This window comes from Variovorax sp. J31P207, from assembly GCF_030316965.1.
GTDB lineage: Bacteria > Pseudomonadota > Gammaproteobacteria > Burkholderiales > Burkholderiaceae_C > Variovorax > Variovorax ginsengisoli_B.
In genome coordinates, this window is record NZ_JASZYN010000007.1 from 166,350 (window position 1) to 184,977 (window position 18,628).

Sequence of the window (18,628 nt, forward strand, 5' to 3'; positions counted from 1 at the left end):
TCCAGACTCGAAGCTGTACGCAAGCATCAACGTCCACTTTCAGTCGGTGTGACGCTGGCCAATCTGCTGACGACCGACCCGCGACCGCGCAACCGAGCGCTTGCCGATGCGATGAACCGCACTCAAACCAGCTTCGCGTCCCATGTCGTCACGACGGCCGCGCAATACCGCGCTGGCGATGACGCCGTACGCTGACAGAGACCAAGCTTGGAGACTTGAATGCGCCAGCCGTCCAGGACATCACTTTTCGCCGCTGCAAAGCGCTGGGACGAGCCCGAGGTCGCATCGACCTTGGCCAGGGCGCCAGAGTTGGTCAGCGCGAGCGACCCCAAGGGTCGTACGGTGCTGCACCTTGCCTGCGCCGTGAAACCCGGCAGCTCGCAACTCGGAGAAGCGCACGGACTCAAGACGGTAGCTACGCTCCTCGGCGCCGGCGCTGACCTCGAGGACGAGGTGCCGATGGAAGGGGATGAGGGTGATTTTCGTGCGACACCGCTCTGGTACGCAGTCGCACGCGGCGAGAACTTGCCGCTGGTCGATTTCCTTGTGAAGCTGGGAGCAAACGCAAGCTACTCACTCTGGGCGGCCGTGTGGCGCGATGACGAGAAAATGTGCCAGACCTTGCTCACTGCAAAGCCCAAGTTAGACCTGCGCGTGCATGGTGAAACGCCCATCTTCTATGCGGCGAGGCTCAAGAGGCTCAAGACACTCAACCTATTGATTGAGGCTGGGGCGGATTCCTCCATTGCCGACTTCAAAGGTCGCGACGCAGTGGACATCGCACGGGCAAGGCGTCTGCCGGAACAGCTCATCAACCGCCTGGACGGCCTTAGGAACACGAGGCCCAAGTAGGGCATCGGCCCGGAAGCACCTGGCGGGGTCCGGGCGGATGCTGAAGCCCACTGCAGAGGAATGGAAACAGCCAGAACGGAGGCCGTCGCTCGCTGGCAAAATCAACCGCATGAATACCCCTGTCCCCACGTCGACGGCGTTCGCGAACTTCGTCGTCACCCATAGAAGCGGGGGACTGCGCGACGCGCTCGCCTACCTGCTCAGCCTGACGGAGTACCGATACATCGGCATCTGGCGGTTTTCCGAGGGAAAGGCGAATGCGGCCGTGCACTTCGACAAGGAGTCGCCGGAAACCACGCGCGCCACGGAAGTCGCCGACACGGCAACCTATTGCTGCTACGTGAGGGAGTCGGGGCAACCGTTCAAAACTCCAAATTCCTTGCTCGATGAGCGCGTTTCCGCTCACCCCGCGAGGGACACCGTGCTGACGTATTGCGGCGTGCCTGTGATGGACTCGACAGGCGCAATTCTTGGCACCCTGTGTCACTACGACCTGGTTCCTCGGGACCCGGAACAGGTGAATCTCGAACTGATGCTGATGGTGAGCAGCTATCTCGCACTTGGCGGTCATGTGCCGCCCTACCCCGAGACGCTGCCGGCTGCGTAGCTGGTCAATACCTCGCGCACATATGAGCGCCGTCCAGAGGCAAGCCTCTACGACGAGAATCGGCCAGACGCAGTCCTTCGACCTCACCCGCGACTTGGTTTGCCTCCAAATAGGCCGGATTCGTGAAATAGTGCCAACAGTGTGAACCTTCAGCCGACTTGTGATTGACGTCAATCGGAATACCGTGAGGGCTTGGTTTCTCCCTGGGTAGGCATCAAGGACCAACCCCTTAAGGCCCGTTTCGTTCGGGCCTTCTTTTGTTCAATCAACAATCGCTCTGCGCAGGCGCCACAGCGCATCGGGACGGCAGTCGGCCAGGACCGGACCTCCGCACCCCCTCGACATCTGTACTATCCGCGGGCCTGACATACATGCTCGGTATCCGCGCTTGCGCACTGACAGCTGTCAAGCAACAATCGCCACCGTTCTGAATCTGTGAAAAACACATTGAGTGCAATCTGCGCGGTCTTGCTCGCCTGCGGCTGCGCAACCCAACCGTCGACTGTGCCTGGTCAAGGTTCAGGCGCGGCCTATGCTCCGATGGTCGATATGGAGGGTGTTCAGGTCGATGTCTTTGCCAGGGATGTTGAAACATGCCGGACCGTAGCGTCGAATCTGCGAGTGCAGCGCACCAAGAGGTACGGCAGCGACACTTCGGACGTCATCGTGATTGGCGCGGCCATCGTCTTTCCTGTAGCGGTGGTGGGCGCGGCCCTGGTCGGGGGTATCGCAACTGCGGTGTACGACGAGGCATATCCGAGCGGCGAGCGCGCGGAGCCGAGGTTGCAGCAATCGGCCTTGGTCGATTGCATGGCCCGTAAAGGCTATAAGAACATGGACCCGAACGTGAAGGTCACACATGTCGCCGCCACGCAGATTGGACCTCCATCGCCAGCCCTCAAGACGGGCCGGGATACGTACGTCGCCGAGAAGCTTGCAAAGGGCATGAACTGCAGCGCCGTGCCGCGGGCCGTTCTTGAAGAGAAAGGGCCTGGCTTCGAGCGATACAGCGTTGAATGCTCTAACGGCCAGACACTTGCCTTTCGCTGCGAGTTCGGCAACTGCTCGAAGGAAGCGGCCGGTGGAAATTGACCAAGAAGGACCGGAAGCTGAAGACGCGCATCATTGAGCACCTGGAACATTTCGGGCCGTCCGTGCCGGCGGGGATGTGACAGGATGCGGTCTTCCACATAGCGGCCCTTCAGAGCTGACTACGCCTTCTTCGCAGCTGCCTTTACCGCAATTGGCCCGAGTTCCACGTCAACCTTCCCGATCCGTCCGGTGAAGACGAAGGGCAGGTCGTACGTGAAATCGATCGGCGAGCCGATGTCCATACCGATGTCCAGGCCCTCGCCGAGCGAGAACTGAACGGGGATGCTGCGCTCGAGCCGTCCTTCCGCGAGCTTCTTGCCGTTGGCGCTCATCGTGACCTTGCCACCCTTGCCCATGCCGCCGCCGTCGTACTTGAAGTCGACGACCAGCTTGATCTTCCCCTTGGGTATAGGTGCCTTGGCCTTGAAGGTCGGTCGCTCGGCGCCGAGGAAGTTGTAGACAAAGGTCGGCACACCGTCGCGGAAGTAGAGGCCGTAACCGCCTTCGAGGCCGCCGTGCGTGACGATCATCCCCTCCGTCTTGTCGTCGAGGAGCTCAATGTCGGCGGTGATGGTCCAGGACTTGTTGCACATCGGCGGCGAGGCCGCGTCCGGCAGGCCGATGGTGCCGGGGTAGTAGGTCATGCGGTTTCGGCCGCGGACCAGGCTGGGACGGCCCATCAGCTCGGAATTCATGCGGATGCTGGCACGCCAGTCGAGTGGCAACACGTTGTACTTCGCGGCTTCCACCCACCACAGGTCCTGCAACTCGCGCAGCTTCTGCGGGAACTTCTTCGCCAGGTCGTTCGCCTGCGAGAAGTCCTCCTCGATGTTGTAGAGCTCCCAGGGCGCCTTGTCCGGGTCCCATTCGGCGCGGTTCGGGTCCCAGGGCACGAAGGAAGGCGAGGAGGCCATCCAGCCGTCATGGTAGAGGCCGCGGTTGCAGCCGAGCTCGAAGTACTGCGTCTTGCGCCTGCTCGGCGCGGCGGCATCGCCGAAGGTCGAGGCGAAGCTGACGCCTTCGATGGGCTTCTGCCGCACGCCGTTGAGATCGGTCGGTGCGGTGATGCCGCAGAGCTCGTAGATCGTCGGCACGATGTCGATGGTGTGGATGAACTGGTCGCGCAGTCCGCCCTTGTCCTTGATGCGCGCCGGCCAGGAGATGATCATCGGGTTGCGCGTGCCGCCGAAGTGGCTGGCCACCTGCTTGGTCCACTGGAAGGGCGTGTTCATCGCGTGCGCCCAGGCCGCGGGGAAGTGGTTGAAATGCTTCGGGCCGCCGAGATCGTCGAAGGCCTTGAGGTTGTCTTCCCACTTCTCCGCGAAGCCGTTGAAGAACATGTTCTCGCAGAGGGATCCCTCGAGACCGCCTTCGGCGCTCGCGCCGTTGTCGCCCGCGATGTAGATGAAGACCGTGTTGTCGGCGTCGGGCACCTGCTTGCAGGCCTCGACCACGCGGCCGAGCTCGTGGTCGCAGTGCGCCGCATAGCCGGCGAAGACTTCCATCATGCGTGCGTAGAGCCGCTTCTGGTCGGCATTGAGCGAGCTCCAGGCCGGCAGTCCCTTGGAGCGCGTCGTGAGCCTGGTGCCCTTTGGGATCACGCCCAGCTTGAGCTGGCGCGCATGGACCTGTTCGCGGTATTTGTCCCAGCCGCCGTCGAATTGGCCCTTGAACTTCGCGATCCATTCCTTGGGCGTGTGGTGCGGCGCATGCGTGGCACCGGTGGCGAGGTAGAGGAAGTAGGGACGGTCGGGCGCGATGCTCTTGGCCTGCCGCAGCCAGGCGATGGACTTGTCGGCCAGGTCGGTCGTGAGGTGGTAGTCCGGGTCCTTCGATGCCGGCACCAGGTCCCGGTTCTGATACAGGATCGGATTCCAGTGGTTCATGTCGCCGGCGTTGAAGCCGTAGAAGTAGTCGAAGCCCAGGCTGTTGGCCCAGCGGTCGAAGGGGCCGGCCGCACTGGTCTCCCAGGTCGGCGTGTTGTGGTTCTTGCCGATCCAGGCCGTCATGTAGCCGTTCTGGCGCAGCACTTCGCCCATGGTGCCGCAGCTCTTGGGCAGGATGCAGCAATAGCCGTCGTAGCCGGTGGCGACTTCAGTGATGCCGGCGAACGAAGTTGAGTGGTGGTTGCGCCCGGTGATCAGGGCTGCTCGCGTCGGGCTGCACAGCGCGGTGGTGTGGAAGCGGTTGTAGCGCAGGCCTTCGGCCGCGAGCCTGTCCATGGTGGGCGAGGGAATGCCGCCGCCGAAGGTGCCGTACTGGCCGAAGCCGCAGTCGTCGATGAGGATCAGCACGATGTTCGGCGCACCCCTTGGCGCCTTGACGGGCTGCGGGAATGATGCGGGATCGGAGTCGAGGAACGTGCGGCCGACTTCGCCCTCGAAATGGAAGTCCGGCCGCGGCAAGATGGACGGAGTCGAAGCCGGATTCACTGCGCCAGCGGCTTCTGGAAACATCGCTACCTTCTTGGGATTCCTTGCCATGGGTGCTCCTGGTTGATGTAGCCGTCGCAGTATGGAAGCGTCCATGCTGAAGGCGCGTAGGAATTGTCTTACGCAGGCCCCGCTTCGTGCCTACTTGCCCAAGCGCTTCTCAGCGCAGTAGGACAGTCCTTCCCGAACTTCCCCTTTGGCCGTTGTTCGCCTTCCGCTCAGGGCCCATCAACGACAGCCACGGATCATGCGACCGGCAGCAACCAGTCTGAAGCACGCTTTCGAGCCGGGCCGTCGAACTGGGCCTACCGGCCATCACCGGCCATTTAAGTGGATGCCAGAGAGCAGCCGCTCGACGCCGCTCTCGACCCATCAGCGACATTCGCTGCCCCGGCGTACTGACCTCAAAGCGGACGGTCGCGTAACAAAGTTCTGCCAATAGTTGGAAGGGCGTGCCATCTCAAATTAAACGCAATTCTAGAATGTAAGTCGGCTCATGTAGCGCCTGGCTGCGACGGTTCCCGCCCGCGCCTGTACCTGATTTGCTTCCACGGCGTGCTGGCGCCGGAGGCCAAGCTGCGGTCGATGGTGGTGCCGGCGCCTCCGCGCGAGGATGCTGACGCATGACAACTCGACTCCACCGTGCTCACGGCGACGGCCGGCCGATTGGCTCAGCTGCGGGTGGAGAATTCCGACGTTCGCCAAGTTGGCAGACCATTTTGGGCTTACCGGCAGATGACCCTGCTGATGCGCCTTGGCGACAGGTTCTGCGCCGCGCGATGCGCAGGTCTCCGCCCGCTGTCCACCCCAAAGGCTGTGACTGCTATCGACTACCCCCTGGGTTAAGGCGTATCGTCGCGGCACCGAGACATGGAGGCGCCATGAATTTCGAGCCGCAGAAGTTCTTCATCGGCCTGATGGACTTCTTCTCGATCCTGCTGCCCGGCGCCTTGCTGTCGTATGCCATTAAGGACGGCGTCGGTTCGCGGGTCCTCGACCGCAGCTTCAGCGCGATGGGCGTGCCAGAGGCCTGGCTCGTCTTTTTCTTCAGCAGCTATCTTCTCGGCCACTACATCTTTCTTATGGGATCGTGGTTCGACGAACTCTACGACATGGCTCGCCGGACGACCCAGACGCAGCGGCTGAAAGAGCTCGCCCGGTGGGGTACGCTGCGCCCCAAGTGGCAGCGGTTTCTGCTCTGGCTGGTGTTCAAGCGCGAGAAGGATCAAGCGGTCGATCGAGTAGGGGCGATCAAGAGGAACTACCTGAATCCATTGCAGGCAGCCGACGCCGTCAACACGTTTCAATGGGCCAAGCTGCGCCTGGCTCTGGAAAAGCCGGAGGTGCTGGCGCCCGTGCAGAGGTTCGAGGCCGACTCGAAGTTCTTTCGCAGCCTCGTCGTCGTTCTCCTCCTGCTGCCGTTTGCCGTCGGCCCCGATCGGCGGCACTCGTTCGCTATCTATTGGTTCGTCTTCCTGCTACTGGCGTTCTGGCGCTACATGGAGCAGCGGCACAAGGCGTCGAGCCAGGCGTACTGGGCCGTTATCGCGCTCGAGGGCCACGCCCGCAAGATTGCCTTCCCTGCAGGAGATCGAGAGGCCGATGAGCCGACCCATGCCGGCGGTCTCGTCTACAGGAAAGCAAGAGATGCCGGGAGCGCAAAAGGCGACGTCGAGTGGCTGCTCGTCGAGGCCAAGGCCGACCCGAACAAATGGGTGCTGCCCAAGGGCCACATCGAGGCCGAGGAAAATCCGCTCTTTACTGCGGTGCGCGAGGTGCGCGAGGAAACCGGCGTGTTCGCACGTATCGAGACAGTTCTCACGGTCTCGACGTATCGACCCGAGGGCGAAGAGAAAGAAGTGCGTGTCCAGTACTACCTGATGCAAGAGCTGGAGCAGTGGAAGCCGACCGATCGGCTGCGCCGCAGCAAGTGGTATTCGTACAAGGCTGCCTACGAGATTGCCTATCCTGAAGCCAACAAGAAGCTGCTGGAGGCGGCCGACGAAAAGCGAAGATGGTTGGCGGGCCGCTGACCGGGTTGCTCGCTCGACTGCGTCGTTTCAGCCCGCGCTCTTAGGCGGGGGCCGTAGAGGCTGTCAACGCCTGCCGGTCATTGCCTTTGAGGCAGTCGTGCAGAAAGCCGAATGCATCGAATAGCGTGCTCTTGCCCAAGCCGTTGGCGCCCACGACCATCAGGCACCACGGAACGTCCATCAGGCGGTAGTCACGAAAACCCTTGAAGCTCTTGAGGTGGATCGATTCGATGTTCATGGTGTGTCCGCATCGGGTTGACGTGGACGCGTGTGGCGCAAGGGCGGCGCGCCCTGGCGCGCCGTCCGTCGGTGCACCGTGCCAGAGGCGCCATTGTCTTTGACGGCGCAGCCCAGCTGTTGCAGCGTTGCAGCAGCACGCCGCCGGCAGCGGCGCCGCGGCAGCGGTTGGCCGGATCGCAGAAAGCAACGTCAGGTTCGCGAGGCATCCCGGTTGCAGCTGACAGCTTCAGGGTGACGAGCTCAGGCAGCGCTCCGACGACGTGACACTCGTCCGGTGGCCATACGTGGTTGCCGCGAAGCAGTCGCTCGATGCAGTCTGGGCCGCCTAGGCCCCCGGCTCGACGGCGCTCAACGTCCGCACGATGCGACCGACAACGCCGCGCTGGCGCGCTGGGGAGCCACATACTTGCAAGTTGCGCCGTCCAGAGGTGCTAGGGGCACCAAGCTGAAGAGTGAACGGTGGCTCGGATCGACTCTGCTATCTCAACGTCGCTCCCACAAAGGGCATGAGGGGACGTTGCAAGAATCACAATTCGAGCGGAGCAGACGCGGCTCCGGTCGACATGGGGACTTGAAGCACTACGTCGCTCGATAACCCTGCGGCAGCTGGACGGGTAAGCGAGGTTCCGTACCGCTGATCAATGCGAACTCGACCCGAGTGAGGTTTAGCTTGTCGCCATTCGAAAGCTGCAGGATCGCGTAGGTGTCGCCATCCTCCTGCGGCAATACTCGCAAGGTGACGATCTGGTCCACGTTGAGGAAAAGACCACTCCTTATTTCCACGAGCTTTGTCGCTTCTCCCATTTGACGGCGGAGCGTCTCGGCCGGACGGGCTTTGCTTGCAGCTCCTTGGGGAGAAGGTCGTGTCTTTGCATCATCGGATTTCCGCATTGCCTGACTCCTATGTCGAACCGAGCATGAAAGCTCGGACGTCGTTGTGGCGCTTGCCCGGACCCTCGAAGTCGTCAACTAGCAAACGCTTGCGCAGTCGCTTTCGCAACGAGCGGGCTTCGGCAAGCAGCGTTCGGACGGACCTGCTTCGTACGAACAGACTAGGTATGCACGGTGGATCGATCCAATCTGTCTCGGGAACAGGAAGTCACCGATCATGAGCGGCCGTTCGTCGCACAGGTACGGGAACGGATATTCGATAACGCCGTGAAACAGGCAAGGCCAGTCTTCACTCGCCACGCACGTCAGGAAGTAGCGGTCGCAGCACTCGCCGTCCTCCTCGTCCCATTCGCGATTGCGATCCGGCACGAACTCAATCTCGTGATTCCGCACGCCTTCGCATGCCTGTGCCTCGAACCACAGCTCAACGCGTCGCATGCGGACTGGTCGATGCCCTGGTAAGTACGGAAACATGCCGCGAGACATCCGCAAACTTAGCGAGCGTGCGCACGCGTCGCGCTCGGATTCCGAGGCCGGCGCTAGCGCCTTGAACCTTTGCCAAGCATCGGCAAAGTCCTGTCTCCAATCAAAGAAGCGCAGCCCGCCACCGGGGAGCAGACAAGAGGCCGCCGCCCAGGCGGCCTTTCGTAGCAGGGATCCGCCTTCGCGAGCTGTGTAACTCAATTGGAAAATGAGATCACTTACGGTGTCGATGTCGAATGCGTTCGTCTCGATCGGCAGTTCGATCCGCCAGCGACTATGAGCGCCCTCATACTCGAAGGGTAGCTTGCGCTCGTCCCGAAAGTTCAACTCGAACAACCCGGCGTCGTTCTGACCTGTGGATGTGGCAATTGCCTCTGTCGCGCCATAGCGCTTCACGATGCGCGGATCGACCTTGATGCTCTCGTATCGCTGGCGATCGCAGCAGCCACACGTGCACTCGCCCGGGCAGCAGTCTTCGATGTCGAGCAACGTAGGTTCGACACGGGTTGCGCTGCTCAACAGGGTCAGCTTGCAGTGAACGCCCGTATACGGCCCGGCGACGCAAGGAATGGTCAGACTGACTGCCTTTATCCGACGCAGGTAGTGACCCGGATACTCTCGGTCGAGCCGCCATTCCGGAATCTCGATCTCGCAGGCGCCGGTCGCCTTCAACTGCAGGAACGCGAGCGGAAAATCGAGCCGCAGGGACAGTCGCGTGACCAACTCCTGTTCGCGCCGATTCTGATCGAAGTACGCTTTCTCCATGGCTCGCATCGCAGTGGACAGACGCTCGCCAGCAAGCAGCCCTTCATGCAACCCGTCCCAGATGTTCTGCGGCAGGTAGGTTTGCGTTGTTAGCTCGCGTTCCAACTGGAATGCCCGCTGCGCCTGGCGCGCCCAACACCATGCGATGTCGTACATCTGACGATGCAGGGCCGCTGTCTCCTGCTGAAGGAACAGGTAGAGGGCGTGATTTGTAAACTTGTCGCGCAAGAAGTCTTGAATCTCCGCCGCCTGCTGCTTCTGCTGCGCGAGATTGTTCAACTGGCGCAGCGCTGAATCGCGGCGGCGCTCTGCCGCCAGAATCTGCCGTTCGATCTGCTGGATCTCGATATCCAGCACCGTGACCTGGAAGACCCAGTCGGCTTCGCGGCGATCCCATCCACCCTCGGTCAGTGACAGGCCAGCCTGCGTGCCAGTGATGTCTGCCACCGTGTAGAGAATCCTGGCCGCAGCGGAGAAGGCGTGGGCCAGCTTCGTGCCGATCGGCAGCTGGTTCACGTTCACCGGCGAAGAGGCAATGCCGGCGGCGCCTATGGTGATGTCCGGAATCAGGTTCATCACCTGTCCCACTGCTTCGACCACATTGCCTGCAGCACGCGTGCTCATCGAGACGCCCGTAAGGTTCTCGTAGCCCTGCTCCTTCGGGATGAGCCCATTGGCAATCAGGTCTGCGTAGTTCTGCCGGCGTGCCTGGGCAGCCTGTTTGGACTTTTGCAGCGCTTGGACCTGCCAGTCCGCCTCGCGGAACTCCATCCGACGGATCTCTTCCGTCAAGTTCAGTAGCTGCCGCTCATGCCGGGCGCGCATCGCCGCGAGGAATTCGGCATCCCCCTTCTCGAACGCGACAAGCAGTTCCCCGCCGAACGCCCGCACCTCGCCGGCCGTTTCCAGCGCGCGTTGAAGCAGGAATTGGAAGCGGTACGGGCTGGGTGGACAGCAGCAGCCGTCATCGTCCACACAATTCGAGGCTGAGGTCCTCCAGCCGCGTCGTACGGGATCGTCGCCCCAGTACGACGTGTCCACATGCAGGACCCCACCCTTGAGCCTCGCCTTGGTCAGGCATTCGTGGAGCGCATCGCGTTGATCGACGACGTTGTCGTAGATCTCCATGAGACGGGGATTGAGCGGCGGGAACCGGGGCACGAAGGCGTCCACCGTCTGCGGATCCTGGCCGTCATCCTGGCCGAAAATCGTGCGCGGCCGCTCGCCGAGGAATCTGAACAGAGTATCGAGGCGCAGCTTCGCGGCTGCGTAACCTTCGGGCGAGTTCTTGCACATCGCCGCCTGCGCGTACTGAATCAGTGTCTCGAGATAAGACAGCACGACACTGCGTTGCCGGGCTGCGAGATCTGTCCGCACGAGGGTGTTGCAACACGGATCCTGGTCCGTTCGCACGACACCCCGCACTGCGGCCAGCACGACAGGCACGTTGTCGCCGTCGCCGACCGGTACACCCGGCACGTTGTCACCGTCGCCGGCCGGTACACCCGGTACGTCGCCTCCGCCGCGCGGTGGCTTGCGGCAGGTCGCCCAGCGCAGATCCTTGTCGCCCGGTGCGAAGGAGAGCTCGTACCACTTCAGTGCCGCCTCGTAGCGGCAATGAGCACGCAGCGTTCCTGCGACAGTCATCGCGGTTGAATAGATCGAAGGTTCCAGCGGCGCGCCAGGCGCGAAAAAGACGAAGAATGGATACGAAGGCAATGAGCCAAGGAACAAAGCGGCAGGCTGCCAATTTGCTGGATGGTTCGCACGATCTTGCGCGAACGTTGTTGGTGCGTTTGCAGACGTGTTGTTCGCGAGGCACAACCAGATCGAACCGTCCGCAGTGTCGATAGCTCTGTAGCCGACCGGGTACGCAGTGCTGTTCGCCCACGGCGCTGGCGGTGTCGCGCTCACCTCAGGCAGGACGGCCGCCGTGTCCAGCGCGATGTCGTACCGGAACCCCCAGGGCGACGGATCCATGTATCCGAGCGGAAGCACGTCGGCATTCGTGACCCGGAATCGCAGCGAGTCTTCCTCGCGTCCATCGAACTCAAGCTGCGGTTCACCTGCCGCAAGATTCACGTGTGCGCCGTCGTCCGAGTACCGCGGCGTCTGGAACTCGCCGTTGTGCACGCGGACCCACGCGAGCTTCACCATCGGCTTCTTTGGCCAGGCGAGCAGCTTTGGAAGCTGACTGGGGCGGTGCCAATCCGAAGTCATGTCGCCAGCTGCGGCGCCCCAGTCGGCATCTTGATACAGCGTCTTGTCCGCCACATTCAGATCGGTCGGATCGTAGTACTCCGAGTTCACGAGCCAGAAGTAGTACTCGTCCATCACCGGCGGATGCACGCGACCGCAATCGCAGCAGCATGTCGAAATCGAGGTCACCGCCGGTATGAACGACGAAGTAGCCGGCGGCTCTCCAGCCGCAGCAATACGCAGGAAGCGAGTGCCGAGTCGGACCGCGGCCTGCAGCCAGAGCGGAAGCTGCGGCGGCGACGCTCCATTCGGGTTGCCGTCCCCATTGTCATCGCCGTTGCCGTTCGCCGCGCCCGTCGCCACTGCAGCGAGCGCGATGACCGGACCATCGTTCGGGTTGCCATCGGGGTTCGGTTGCCCGTCGCCACCGCCGCCTGCGATCTGCAGTTGCGACGGTGCGAGCCAGCTTGGTCGCGCATGCCGCTCGGGTCGGCCCATCAAGCCGAGATTCTCGGGTTGCGCCACCTGCTTCAGGTGCGACGGCTCACGATGCTGCAGGGAAACGAGTGACGGATGCGCGGGCCAATACGGCGCCGGCCAGTACTCCATGCCGCCCGGCTCAGGCGCCGTCAGCGTAGCGCGCCTCAACTCGGATTCGAGGAAGCGGAACGCTTCCGTCTGAATCGCATGTTCGTGCTCGCTCCACTCGACGTAATTCTCCTTGTACAGCTCGCGTCGGCGGCACGCCTGCCAAATGCGGAACGTCGCGAAAATCTTGTCCCACGCCACCGCAAACTCCAGCGTGATCGTGAAGCTCGGTTCTTGCGAGAGTCGCGCGCGCTCGACGAATGATTGAACGGCGGTGATTGCTTCCTCGATGCGGCTCGCCCTTTCGCAAATCCCGGCCTCGACATCGAGGAGCAGCAGCGCGCCGATGTCCTTGGCCGACGTCGCGAACGTGCCCGGCGCAAAGGGCAAGGGGACGCGATCCATTCCGGTGAGCCAAGCGAGCAAGGCCGCGCGCCCGCGCTCGCGCAACAGATTGTTGAGACGCTCGAGATCGGCATAACGCCTCGGGACGCGCTCGATCATTCCGTCGCGATAGAACTTCGTCAGGTTCGCATTGCCGCCGGCCATCGCTGCTGCCGTGCTCGAGGCCCAGACGTCGGGCTGCGCGAACGCGAGATCGAGCGGCACGAAGGACTGCAGCAGCTTGCGCACCCACAACGATGCATGCCAACAGCGAACGGCCCAGCGATCGTCGCAGAGCTTCGTCCAATCGACTGTGACGCCGTCATGGAAGTCCAAGACGAGCGGCGCTTCATCCAGATCGATTCCCAGATCCATGAGCAAAGGCACCGGATCGTTCGGCTGCTGGTTCGACGCTTCGACGAAGCAGAGCCATGCGAGCCGCTCGGTGTGCTTGCGAACCGCCTTCCTCATCTGGGCGTAGTCGTACAGTCGCTCGAACCAGTCGAGCAACGCCTGCCGGCGGCGTACGGACGGCGTAGCGCGCGCGTCAAACGGCGCCGGCGGATTGCGTTCCGGATCGCCATCGTAGACATCGCCGATCGGCAGGAAATTGAAGTCCAGCAAAGCTCGGTGCGAAGTGAACGGCGCACCAGCCACGTAAGTGCAGCCAGCAAACAAATCCGGCGACGAGAGCATGTACTCGATCTCGGAAACGCTGGCCCGCGCAACCAGACCTGCCGACAAGCGCAGTCGATGGCAGAAGAGAAGCGCCTTGAACGCGCGTTGATAGGTTCGGCGAATGTCACGCAGGCTGCTCGTGTACTGTTGGGCAAGATACTCTGTCGCCGACGGCGCTACGGCCTGCTGGCTCATCAACGGACCGGTCGTGACGTCGCGATACAGGCGCTCGACGGGCAACGCCGCAATGCGGTCTTCTGTGTCCGGGCCCTGATACTTCACGGTGAAGCCGGTGCGCGCACGCACCAGCTCGTTCTTCTCGTCGAACTCCGGCGGCGTCTCCTCGAAATCGATGTCGATGAAGTAGGCGCCGCGCTTCAAAGGCAGCGGGCCGGAGATGCGATCCGGCGCCTGCTCATCCACCCAGCGGTAGTTCAGAAGCCTGAATGTCCTCTGCCCTCGCCGCAGGTTGACCCGCCACTTGTTGTGATTGCACTTCTCGAAGTCGGGAGGTTCGCAGTCCGGCGTCGGCGCGCCGGCAAAGAACGTGTAAGTGCCCGCCTTCTCGACGATGAGCACGCCCGACCAGTGCGCCGTGAATCCCTCTGCGCCGGCGAGCGGCAGGCCGTCGGTCTCGCGAAGCGCAAGTCCGTTCCGTATCAATGCAAACTCGTGCTCTGTGTTCGGAAGCGTGAAATCCAGTCCCGGAACGATCGTGGGGACCGGAGCATTCCACTCGCTTTCGGCATTGCTGAATACGCTCATCGCACCGGTCAGTTCGGGCCACGTGCTGCCGCTCGCACCTTTAACTTCTCCGAGCAGGCCGGTGCCAGCGAGGGCGGTCAGGGCCGCAAACGCTCCGCCGGTCGGCTGCGTCCAAGTGAAGCCCGCTGGCAGCTGGCCGTTGTCCTGCTCCCAGGGGCCCAACGCGAGATTCTCGTCACCCAGCAGGCGACGAAGAATCAGCGACGCGAGATCGATCTCCACCTCACCCTTATCCGATGCATAGGCAACGTGACCGGCCAAGTGTTCCGCGACGACTCGCGCGCGAAGTGCAAACGTTGCGAACGCGCGGCGGAAATACTCCCACCGCTTCCATTCGTCGGCCTCTTCAACAAGCGCCTTCTCGGCCTCGACAAGACTGGGGAAGAGGAAGGAGAACCGCGCCAGCTCGGCACGCGGGGCAAAGTACAGCTGTTGGACCGCGGCACGCTCGTTGAGCGTCAATTGCTCGATCGCGTTGAGCTTTTGGAACACGTCTGCATCGCGAAGCGGCAACGACGTGACGAGTGCTTGCGCGGCCGCGTCATACTGGAACGGTCCCGGATGCGGGAAATTCCACATCCCCGCAACTGTGCCCGCAAGTCCGGTGCGGTACTGGCGCGCCTGCGCTGCCGTGGCGACGCCCGATCGCGCGAGTGTCTCCGGGAAGAAGTGCTCGCCAAGCTGCTGCAGCGGGTCCGTTCCCGGCGCCGGGTTGTAGCCGAACTCCGTGCGCATCGTCGCCGTAAGCGCTGTCCACGTCAGAGCGGCGCAGTCCTCATCTTTCGCCCGGACCTGCAGCAACTTGTCACGCAGCGTCCACAGATCGAAGGGATGCCCCTCTTCAGGGAAATCGAAGGGCTGATCGAGAGCTTCGTTCGCATCCTGCTGGAAGAATGGATCGTCGCCGTCGAGATGTTGATCGACCGAGAAGAGATACAGCAGGTCGCCGGTGGTGAACGACGAGCCGTAGATCTTCGCCAAGATCTCCGCGAAGCGAAGTGTGCTGGCTGGCTGCGCATTCCACCGCGCCGCGGCCGGATCGAAACCACTCAGCAACGCGAGCGATTCCAGATTCTCGTGCAGGATCTTCATGAACTCCGGCGGCCGATGCCGACGATGGCTGCCCGGACGCCGTCCGGGCGCGTGCTCGCGCTCGGCCCGATCTTCGATGCGTCTGAGAAGATGCGCTACAGCCCAGTCGAACGACGAAGCCGGTCCGCCACTCCACAGACCCAGCAGCCGCGTGCGTGTTGCGCCTGTGGCATTCGGAACGGCCGGATCGGTGCCAAGATGCAACTGCCAGTCGTCTCGCAGAATCTGAAACGACGCGAGCTGACGAATGAACTCAGCGTTGACGTTGCCGCCTTGGAACAGTCCGAGCACCAGACAGATGTCGCGAAGATCCGCAAAACTGTAGCCGGCGCCACGCAGGCACCTGAGCGATCGCCAGAGCCGGATGAAGATCATCAGCCGACGTAGCCCGTCATCCGATCCTGCGGGATTGGTGAACCGAATTATGAGGTCTTCGGGGCAACACGGTTCGCAATTTGGAAAGCCTGTGTCCTGTGGCAAACCGATCGGATTGCCGTCAGCGTTCAACTGATCGGGAACCTCCCGTTCGAACTCCACGAACTTTGCCTTCCACAGTTCGAGGAATTCGCAGTACTCAACCCCTGTGCGCTTCAGGAATTCCGGTACATGCACGACGATCGATTTCCAGTCGACGCCATTGATCAGGTCGACCGGGAACCCGTACATGTCGCGCAACTCGGCCGCGCTGATGGGGTTCACATAGAGCGTCAGGTATTCCGCCGGCGAGAGACCGAGGTACTCGATCGCGAGCTCGATGCGGACCGGATAGCGCCACAGTTGCTTCTGGAAGTCCAGCGCTTCCTCATTCGCGTCGATGGCAAATTCGGTGATCTGCTCGCGGAACGCCCGCATCGTCGCGAACCGCGACGTGCCCATCGCGCAGAGATACGAGCGCGAAATGTCGAGTGGCTGCGAGTAAGGCAGCAACGGCGACGAGAAGTCCGCTTCAACCTTGGCGTAGGCGCCCGGCCTTGCCACGGGAGTTGCAGGTGTCGAGTGTTCCGGGAGTGCGGCAAAGAGCACATTCGGCACGTGGCCCGCGCCTTCTTTGTCATCGGGCGCTTTGAGCGCGTGGTCACCGAGCGACGTGCCGTTGCTGTCGTACACGACGCCCGCCGCGCTGCCGTCGACAAGCGCCTCAAGGTTCTCGTTGACGATGTCGATGAGCGGCAGCGTCGTGCAGACGTTTGCGGCGGTGGCGTGCAGATCGCCGAGCGGGCCGCGCCGAGGCGCGATCAAGTTGCCGAGCGTATCGTCCGTCGCTGCCGGGTGATCGCATGTCGCGCCGATGCCGGTGGCCAACAGATCGTGCAGGTAGTTCACTGGACCCAGCGGCGACAGATGCCACGGCGGGATGCAGTTGACGAGCGATCCGTCCGGATTGATCGGCGTGAACGGACCGGGGGGCACCGGAGGTACACCCGCGACCGAGCCGCCCGCCGCGGTCTGAATGGCGCCGGCGAACGGATACGCCACTGTGCCCGTCAGCGCGTACGCGAACTCTGTCGGCGACAGCGCCTGAATCTGCGCGCGCGAAGTGAATCCGCGCGCATAAAGCGCTTCGAGTAGAGAGAACTGCAGCGATGCGGGGCCTACTCCGGCAGTCGCAAGCAGTAGCTCGTCAATGGTCTGGAGCGCGTTGAGCAGCCATGCCTGCGCCTTTGAGTCGCCGGGGAACACCGCCTGCAACGCATTCACGATGAGGGGCGCATTCCAATTCGCTACGGGAAACGCAAATCCAGGTGCCGCCGCGAGAAACGCTCCGAACAGGTCGTTGTCGGCGATCGGGATCGACAGTGCGTCACCGCCCGCGCCCAATACCGGCGCCGGCGAAATCGACAACACGTCAAAGTACTTGCGGACTTGCCGAACGAACGCCTGCACACGTTCCTCGGGAGTGCCAGGACTTGTGAAGCTTGGCAGCAAAGCTACATTTGCGGGAAGGAAGAACGCCATCCAATCCTGGACAGTCAGCGCCTTCAGCTGCACGGTGTTGGCGATCGGGATTGCCTTGATCGTCGTCATCAACGCAGTCGAGTTCGCAGTGACAACGGTCTGCTGAGTGACGACGGCCAACACGAGATCGAGATGGCCCGGCACGAGCGCCGGTGGGAACGGGCCCTGCTGCCAGAACGGATCGATCGACACGTTCATGTCTGCGAGCCAGGCGGTCACCAGTGCATTCACTGCCGGATTGAGTGGACACAGTGGCGGCCGCTGCACACGCCCGTGTCCGATTGCGACCAAGCGCCGTGCGGCATTCTCAGGCGAGATCGCCGCAACCGCGATGGTGTTCGCATCGATCGCGGCCTTGATCCCCGCGATGCTGCGCGACTCGTCATCGTCTGTCGCCAAGCGGTAACGTTGATCGGCGGTGACGTTTGCCGAGAGCATCGCCGAGAGCGCGTAGAAGTAGTCCGCGGGCACCTGGAAGTTGAGTGTCAGTGCCAGGGCACCGTTGTCCTCGATGACGACATCGGCTTGCCTGAACGTCGAGCCCGGCGTCGGCGGTGTGCCGGTTTCGACCGGAAAATGCAGACTCGCACGCACCGGCGCCGAACTCTGCTTTTCGGCCCACACGGCCGCGGAAGCCGCGAAGACGTATTGCGCAAGCCGATCCGAGTTCGCGTTCTGCAGGGCGTAGTAGCCTTGCAGGCTGGCCTCGTACTGCTTCCGATCCATGTCCGCCTTGTCTCGCTTGTCGTCGTCCCACGACGTATCGGTCTGCGGGCGCGTGTACATCTCCTCGAGTCGCCGGTTGTTCGGACGGTCGGGCGGCGGAACGACCTTGGGATTCCAGATGATCTCGCGCGCGACTTGGCGTGCCTCGGCCCCGGTCAATGGACTGCGGTTACCGAGCGTGGCGCCGCCGGCCGGGTCCTGTGCGAGCACCTTGTCGATCGCGGAGCGAAGCGGCGAGAACTTTGGCGGCGTGCCGTCCGCCGGAAGCTCGACGAACGCCGCATTGGGATCCAGAGCCACTCCTGGATCAGGCAACGTCACGACGAAGGCCGGCTCTTCCACATTTCCAATCAGCGCACCCCATTCCAGAACCGGGATGTAGATCAGCGGATCGTTCGAAATCGGAGCATTTGGCTCAACTTTTACGTTGAAGTCGAGGCGTCCATACGCCACAACTTCATTGCCCTGTTTGATCTCTAGCCGCAGATCAGGCGTAGCGAACTCGGTGGCCGGTGGAGGATTCAGCTCGATGACTGCGGTCGCCACCGCTTCAAGGCGTACCTCGTTGACAAAGATCCCTGATAGCGGCGGGTTTTCGACAAGGTAGACGGAGAAGTGCTGCAGGATGCGCTGTGCATTGGGATCGAATGCTGGGCCACCTGCGACCCATGCCCCGCTTGCCTGCCCGACGAGTGTGCCATCGGCCGTATTGCCGAACGACAGGTCGAACGCGCGGATCGAAAGGTTCGTCAGATAGCCGCTGAACGTGGCGCCGCTGGTCGGCTTCATCGGCGCGAGGCGGACGAGGATGACTTGTGGCATGAAGGTGACTCCTTAGCTAATTG

General features: G+C 62.5%; 8 protein-coding genes. 4 read left to right on the forward strand and 4 right to left on the reverse strand.

Annotated features, from left to right (window positions below; all coding sequences use genetic code 11):
- Positions 1–219: 219 nt before the first annotated feature.
- The 3 genes from QTI68_RS23920 to QTI68_RS23930 all read left to right on the forward strand — a co-directional run bounded on the left by QTI68_RS23920 (position 220) and on the right by QTI68_RS23930 (position 2,551).
- Positions 220–852 (forward strand): ankyrin repeat domain-containing protein, encoded by a 633-nt coding sequence (locus tag QTI68_RS23920; protein WP_286525108.1) that lies wholly within the window; start codon positions 220–222, stop codon positions 850–852.
- Positions 853–889: 37 nt separating this feature from the next.
- Positions 890–1,459, forward strand: a complete 570-nt coding sequence (locus tag QTI68_RS23925) for a GAF domain-containing protein (RefSeq protein WP_286525109.1) — start codon at positions 890–892, stop codon at positions 1,457–1,459.
- Positions 1,460–1,894: 435 nt separating this feature from the next.
- Positions 1,895–2,551 carry a YceK/YidQ family lipoprotein gene (locus QTI68_RS23930; RefSeq protein WP_286525111.1) on the forward strand — a complete coding sequence of 219 codons (657 nt, stop codon included), beginning with the start codon at positions 1,895–1,897 and terminating at the stop codon, positions 2,549–2,551.
- A gap of 119 nt (positions 2,552–2,670) precedes the next feature.
- On the opposite strand, the gene QTI68_RS23935 is transcribed toward QTI68_RS23930, so the two are convergent.
- Positions 2,671–5,034 (reverse strand): arylsulfatase, encoded by a 2,364-nt coding sequence (locus tag QTI68_RS23935; RefSeq protein WP_286525113.1) that lies wholly within the window; start codon positions 5,032–5,034, stop codon positions 2,671–2,673.
- 830 nt (positions 5,035–5,864) lie between these two features.
- Between QTI68_RS23935 and QTI68_RS23940 the strand changes: the two genes are divergently transcribed.
- Positions 5,865–7,016 carry an NUDIX domain-containing protein gene (locus tag QTI68_RS23940; RefSeq protein ID WP_286525115.1) on the forward strand — a complete coding sequence of 384 codons (1,152 nt, stop codon included), beginning with the start codon at positions 5,865–5,867 and terminating at the stop codon, positions 7,014–7,016.
- Positions 7,017–7,056: 40 nt separating this feature from the next.
- Here QTI68_RS23940 and QTI68_RS23945 read toward each other — a convergent pair whose 3' ends face one another.
- The 3 genes from QTI68_RS23945 to QTI68_RS23955 form a co-directional block, all read right to left on the reverse strand.
- Positions 7,057–7,254, reverse strand: a complete 198-nt coding sequence (locus tag QTI68_RS23945; RefSeq protein WP_286525117.1) for an AAA family ATPase — start codon at positions 7,252–7,254, stop codon at positions 7,057–7,059.
- A gap of 581 nt (positions 7,255–7,835) precedes the next feature.
- On the reverse strand, positions 7,836–8,147 hold the full coding sequence (locus tag QTI68_RS23950; RefSeq protein WP_286525119.1) for a hypothetical protein: 312 nt from the start codon (positions 8,145–8,147) through the stop codon (positions 7,836–7,838).
- 78 nt (positions 8,148–8,225) lie between these two features.
- Positions 8,226–18,605 carry a Tc toxin subunit A-related protein gene (locus QTI68_RS23955; RefSeq protein ID WP_286525120.1) on the reverse strand — a complete coding sequence of 3,460 codons (10,380 nt, stop codon included), beginning with the start codon at positions 18,603–18,605 and terminating at the stop codon, positions 8,226–8,228.
- Positions 18,606–18,628 lie beyond the last annotated feature (23 nt).

Excerpts from the sequence above, each read along its gene's own strand:
- QTI68_RS23920 (WP_286525108.1), top strand. The coding sequence starts at position 220 with ATGCGCCAGCCGTCCAGGACATCACTTTTCGCCGCTGCAAAGCGCTGG.
- QTI68_RS23925 (WP_286525109.1), top strand. The coding sequence starts at position 890 with ATGCTGAAGCCCACTGCAGAGGAATGGAAACAGCCAGAACGGAGGCCG.
- QTI68_RS23935 (WP_286525113.1), bottom strand. The coding sequence starts at position 5,034 with ATGGCAAGGAATCCCAAGAAGGTAGCGATGTTTCCAGAAGCCGCTGGC.
- QTI68_RS23940 (WP_286525115.1), top strand. The coding sequence starts at position 5,865 with ATGAATTTCGAGCCGCAGAAGTTCTTCATCGGCCTGATGGACTTCTTC.
- QTI68_RS23945 (WP_286525117.1), bottom strand. The coding sequence starts at position 7,254 with ATGAACATCGAATCGATCCACCTCAAGAGCTTCAAGGGTTTTCGTGAC.
- QTI68_RS23950 (WP_286525119.1), bottom strand. The coding sequence starts at position 8,147 with ATGCGGAAATCCGATGATGCAAAGACACGACCTTCTCCCCAAGGAGCT.
- QTI68_RS23955 (WP_286525120.1), bottom strand. The coding sequence starts at position 18,605 with ATGCCACAAGTCATCCTCGTCCGCCTCGCGCCGATGAAGCCGACCAGC.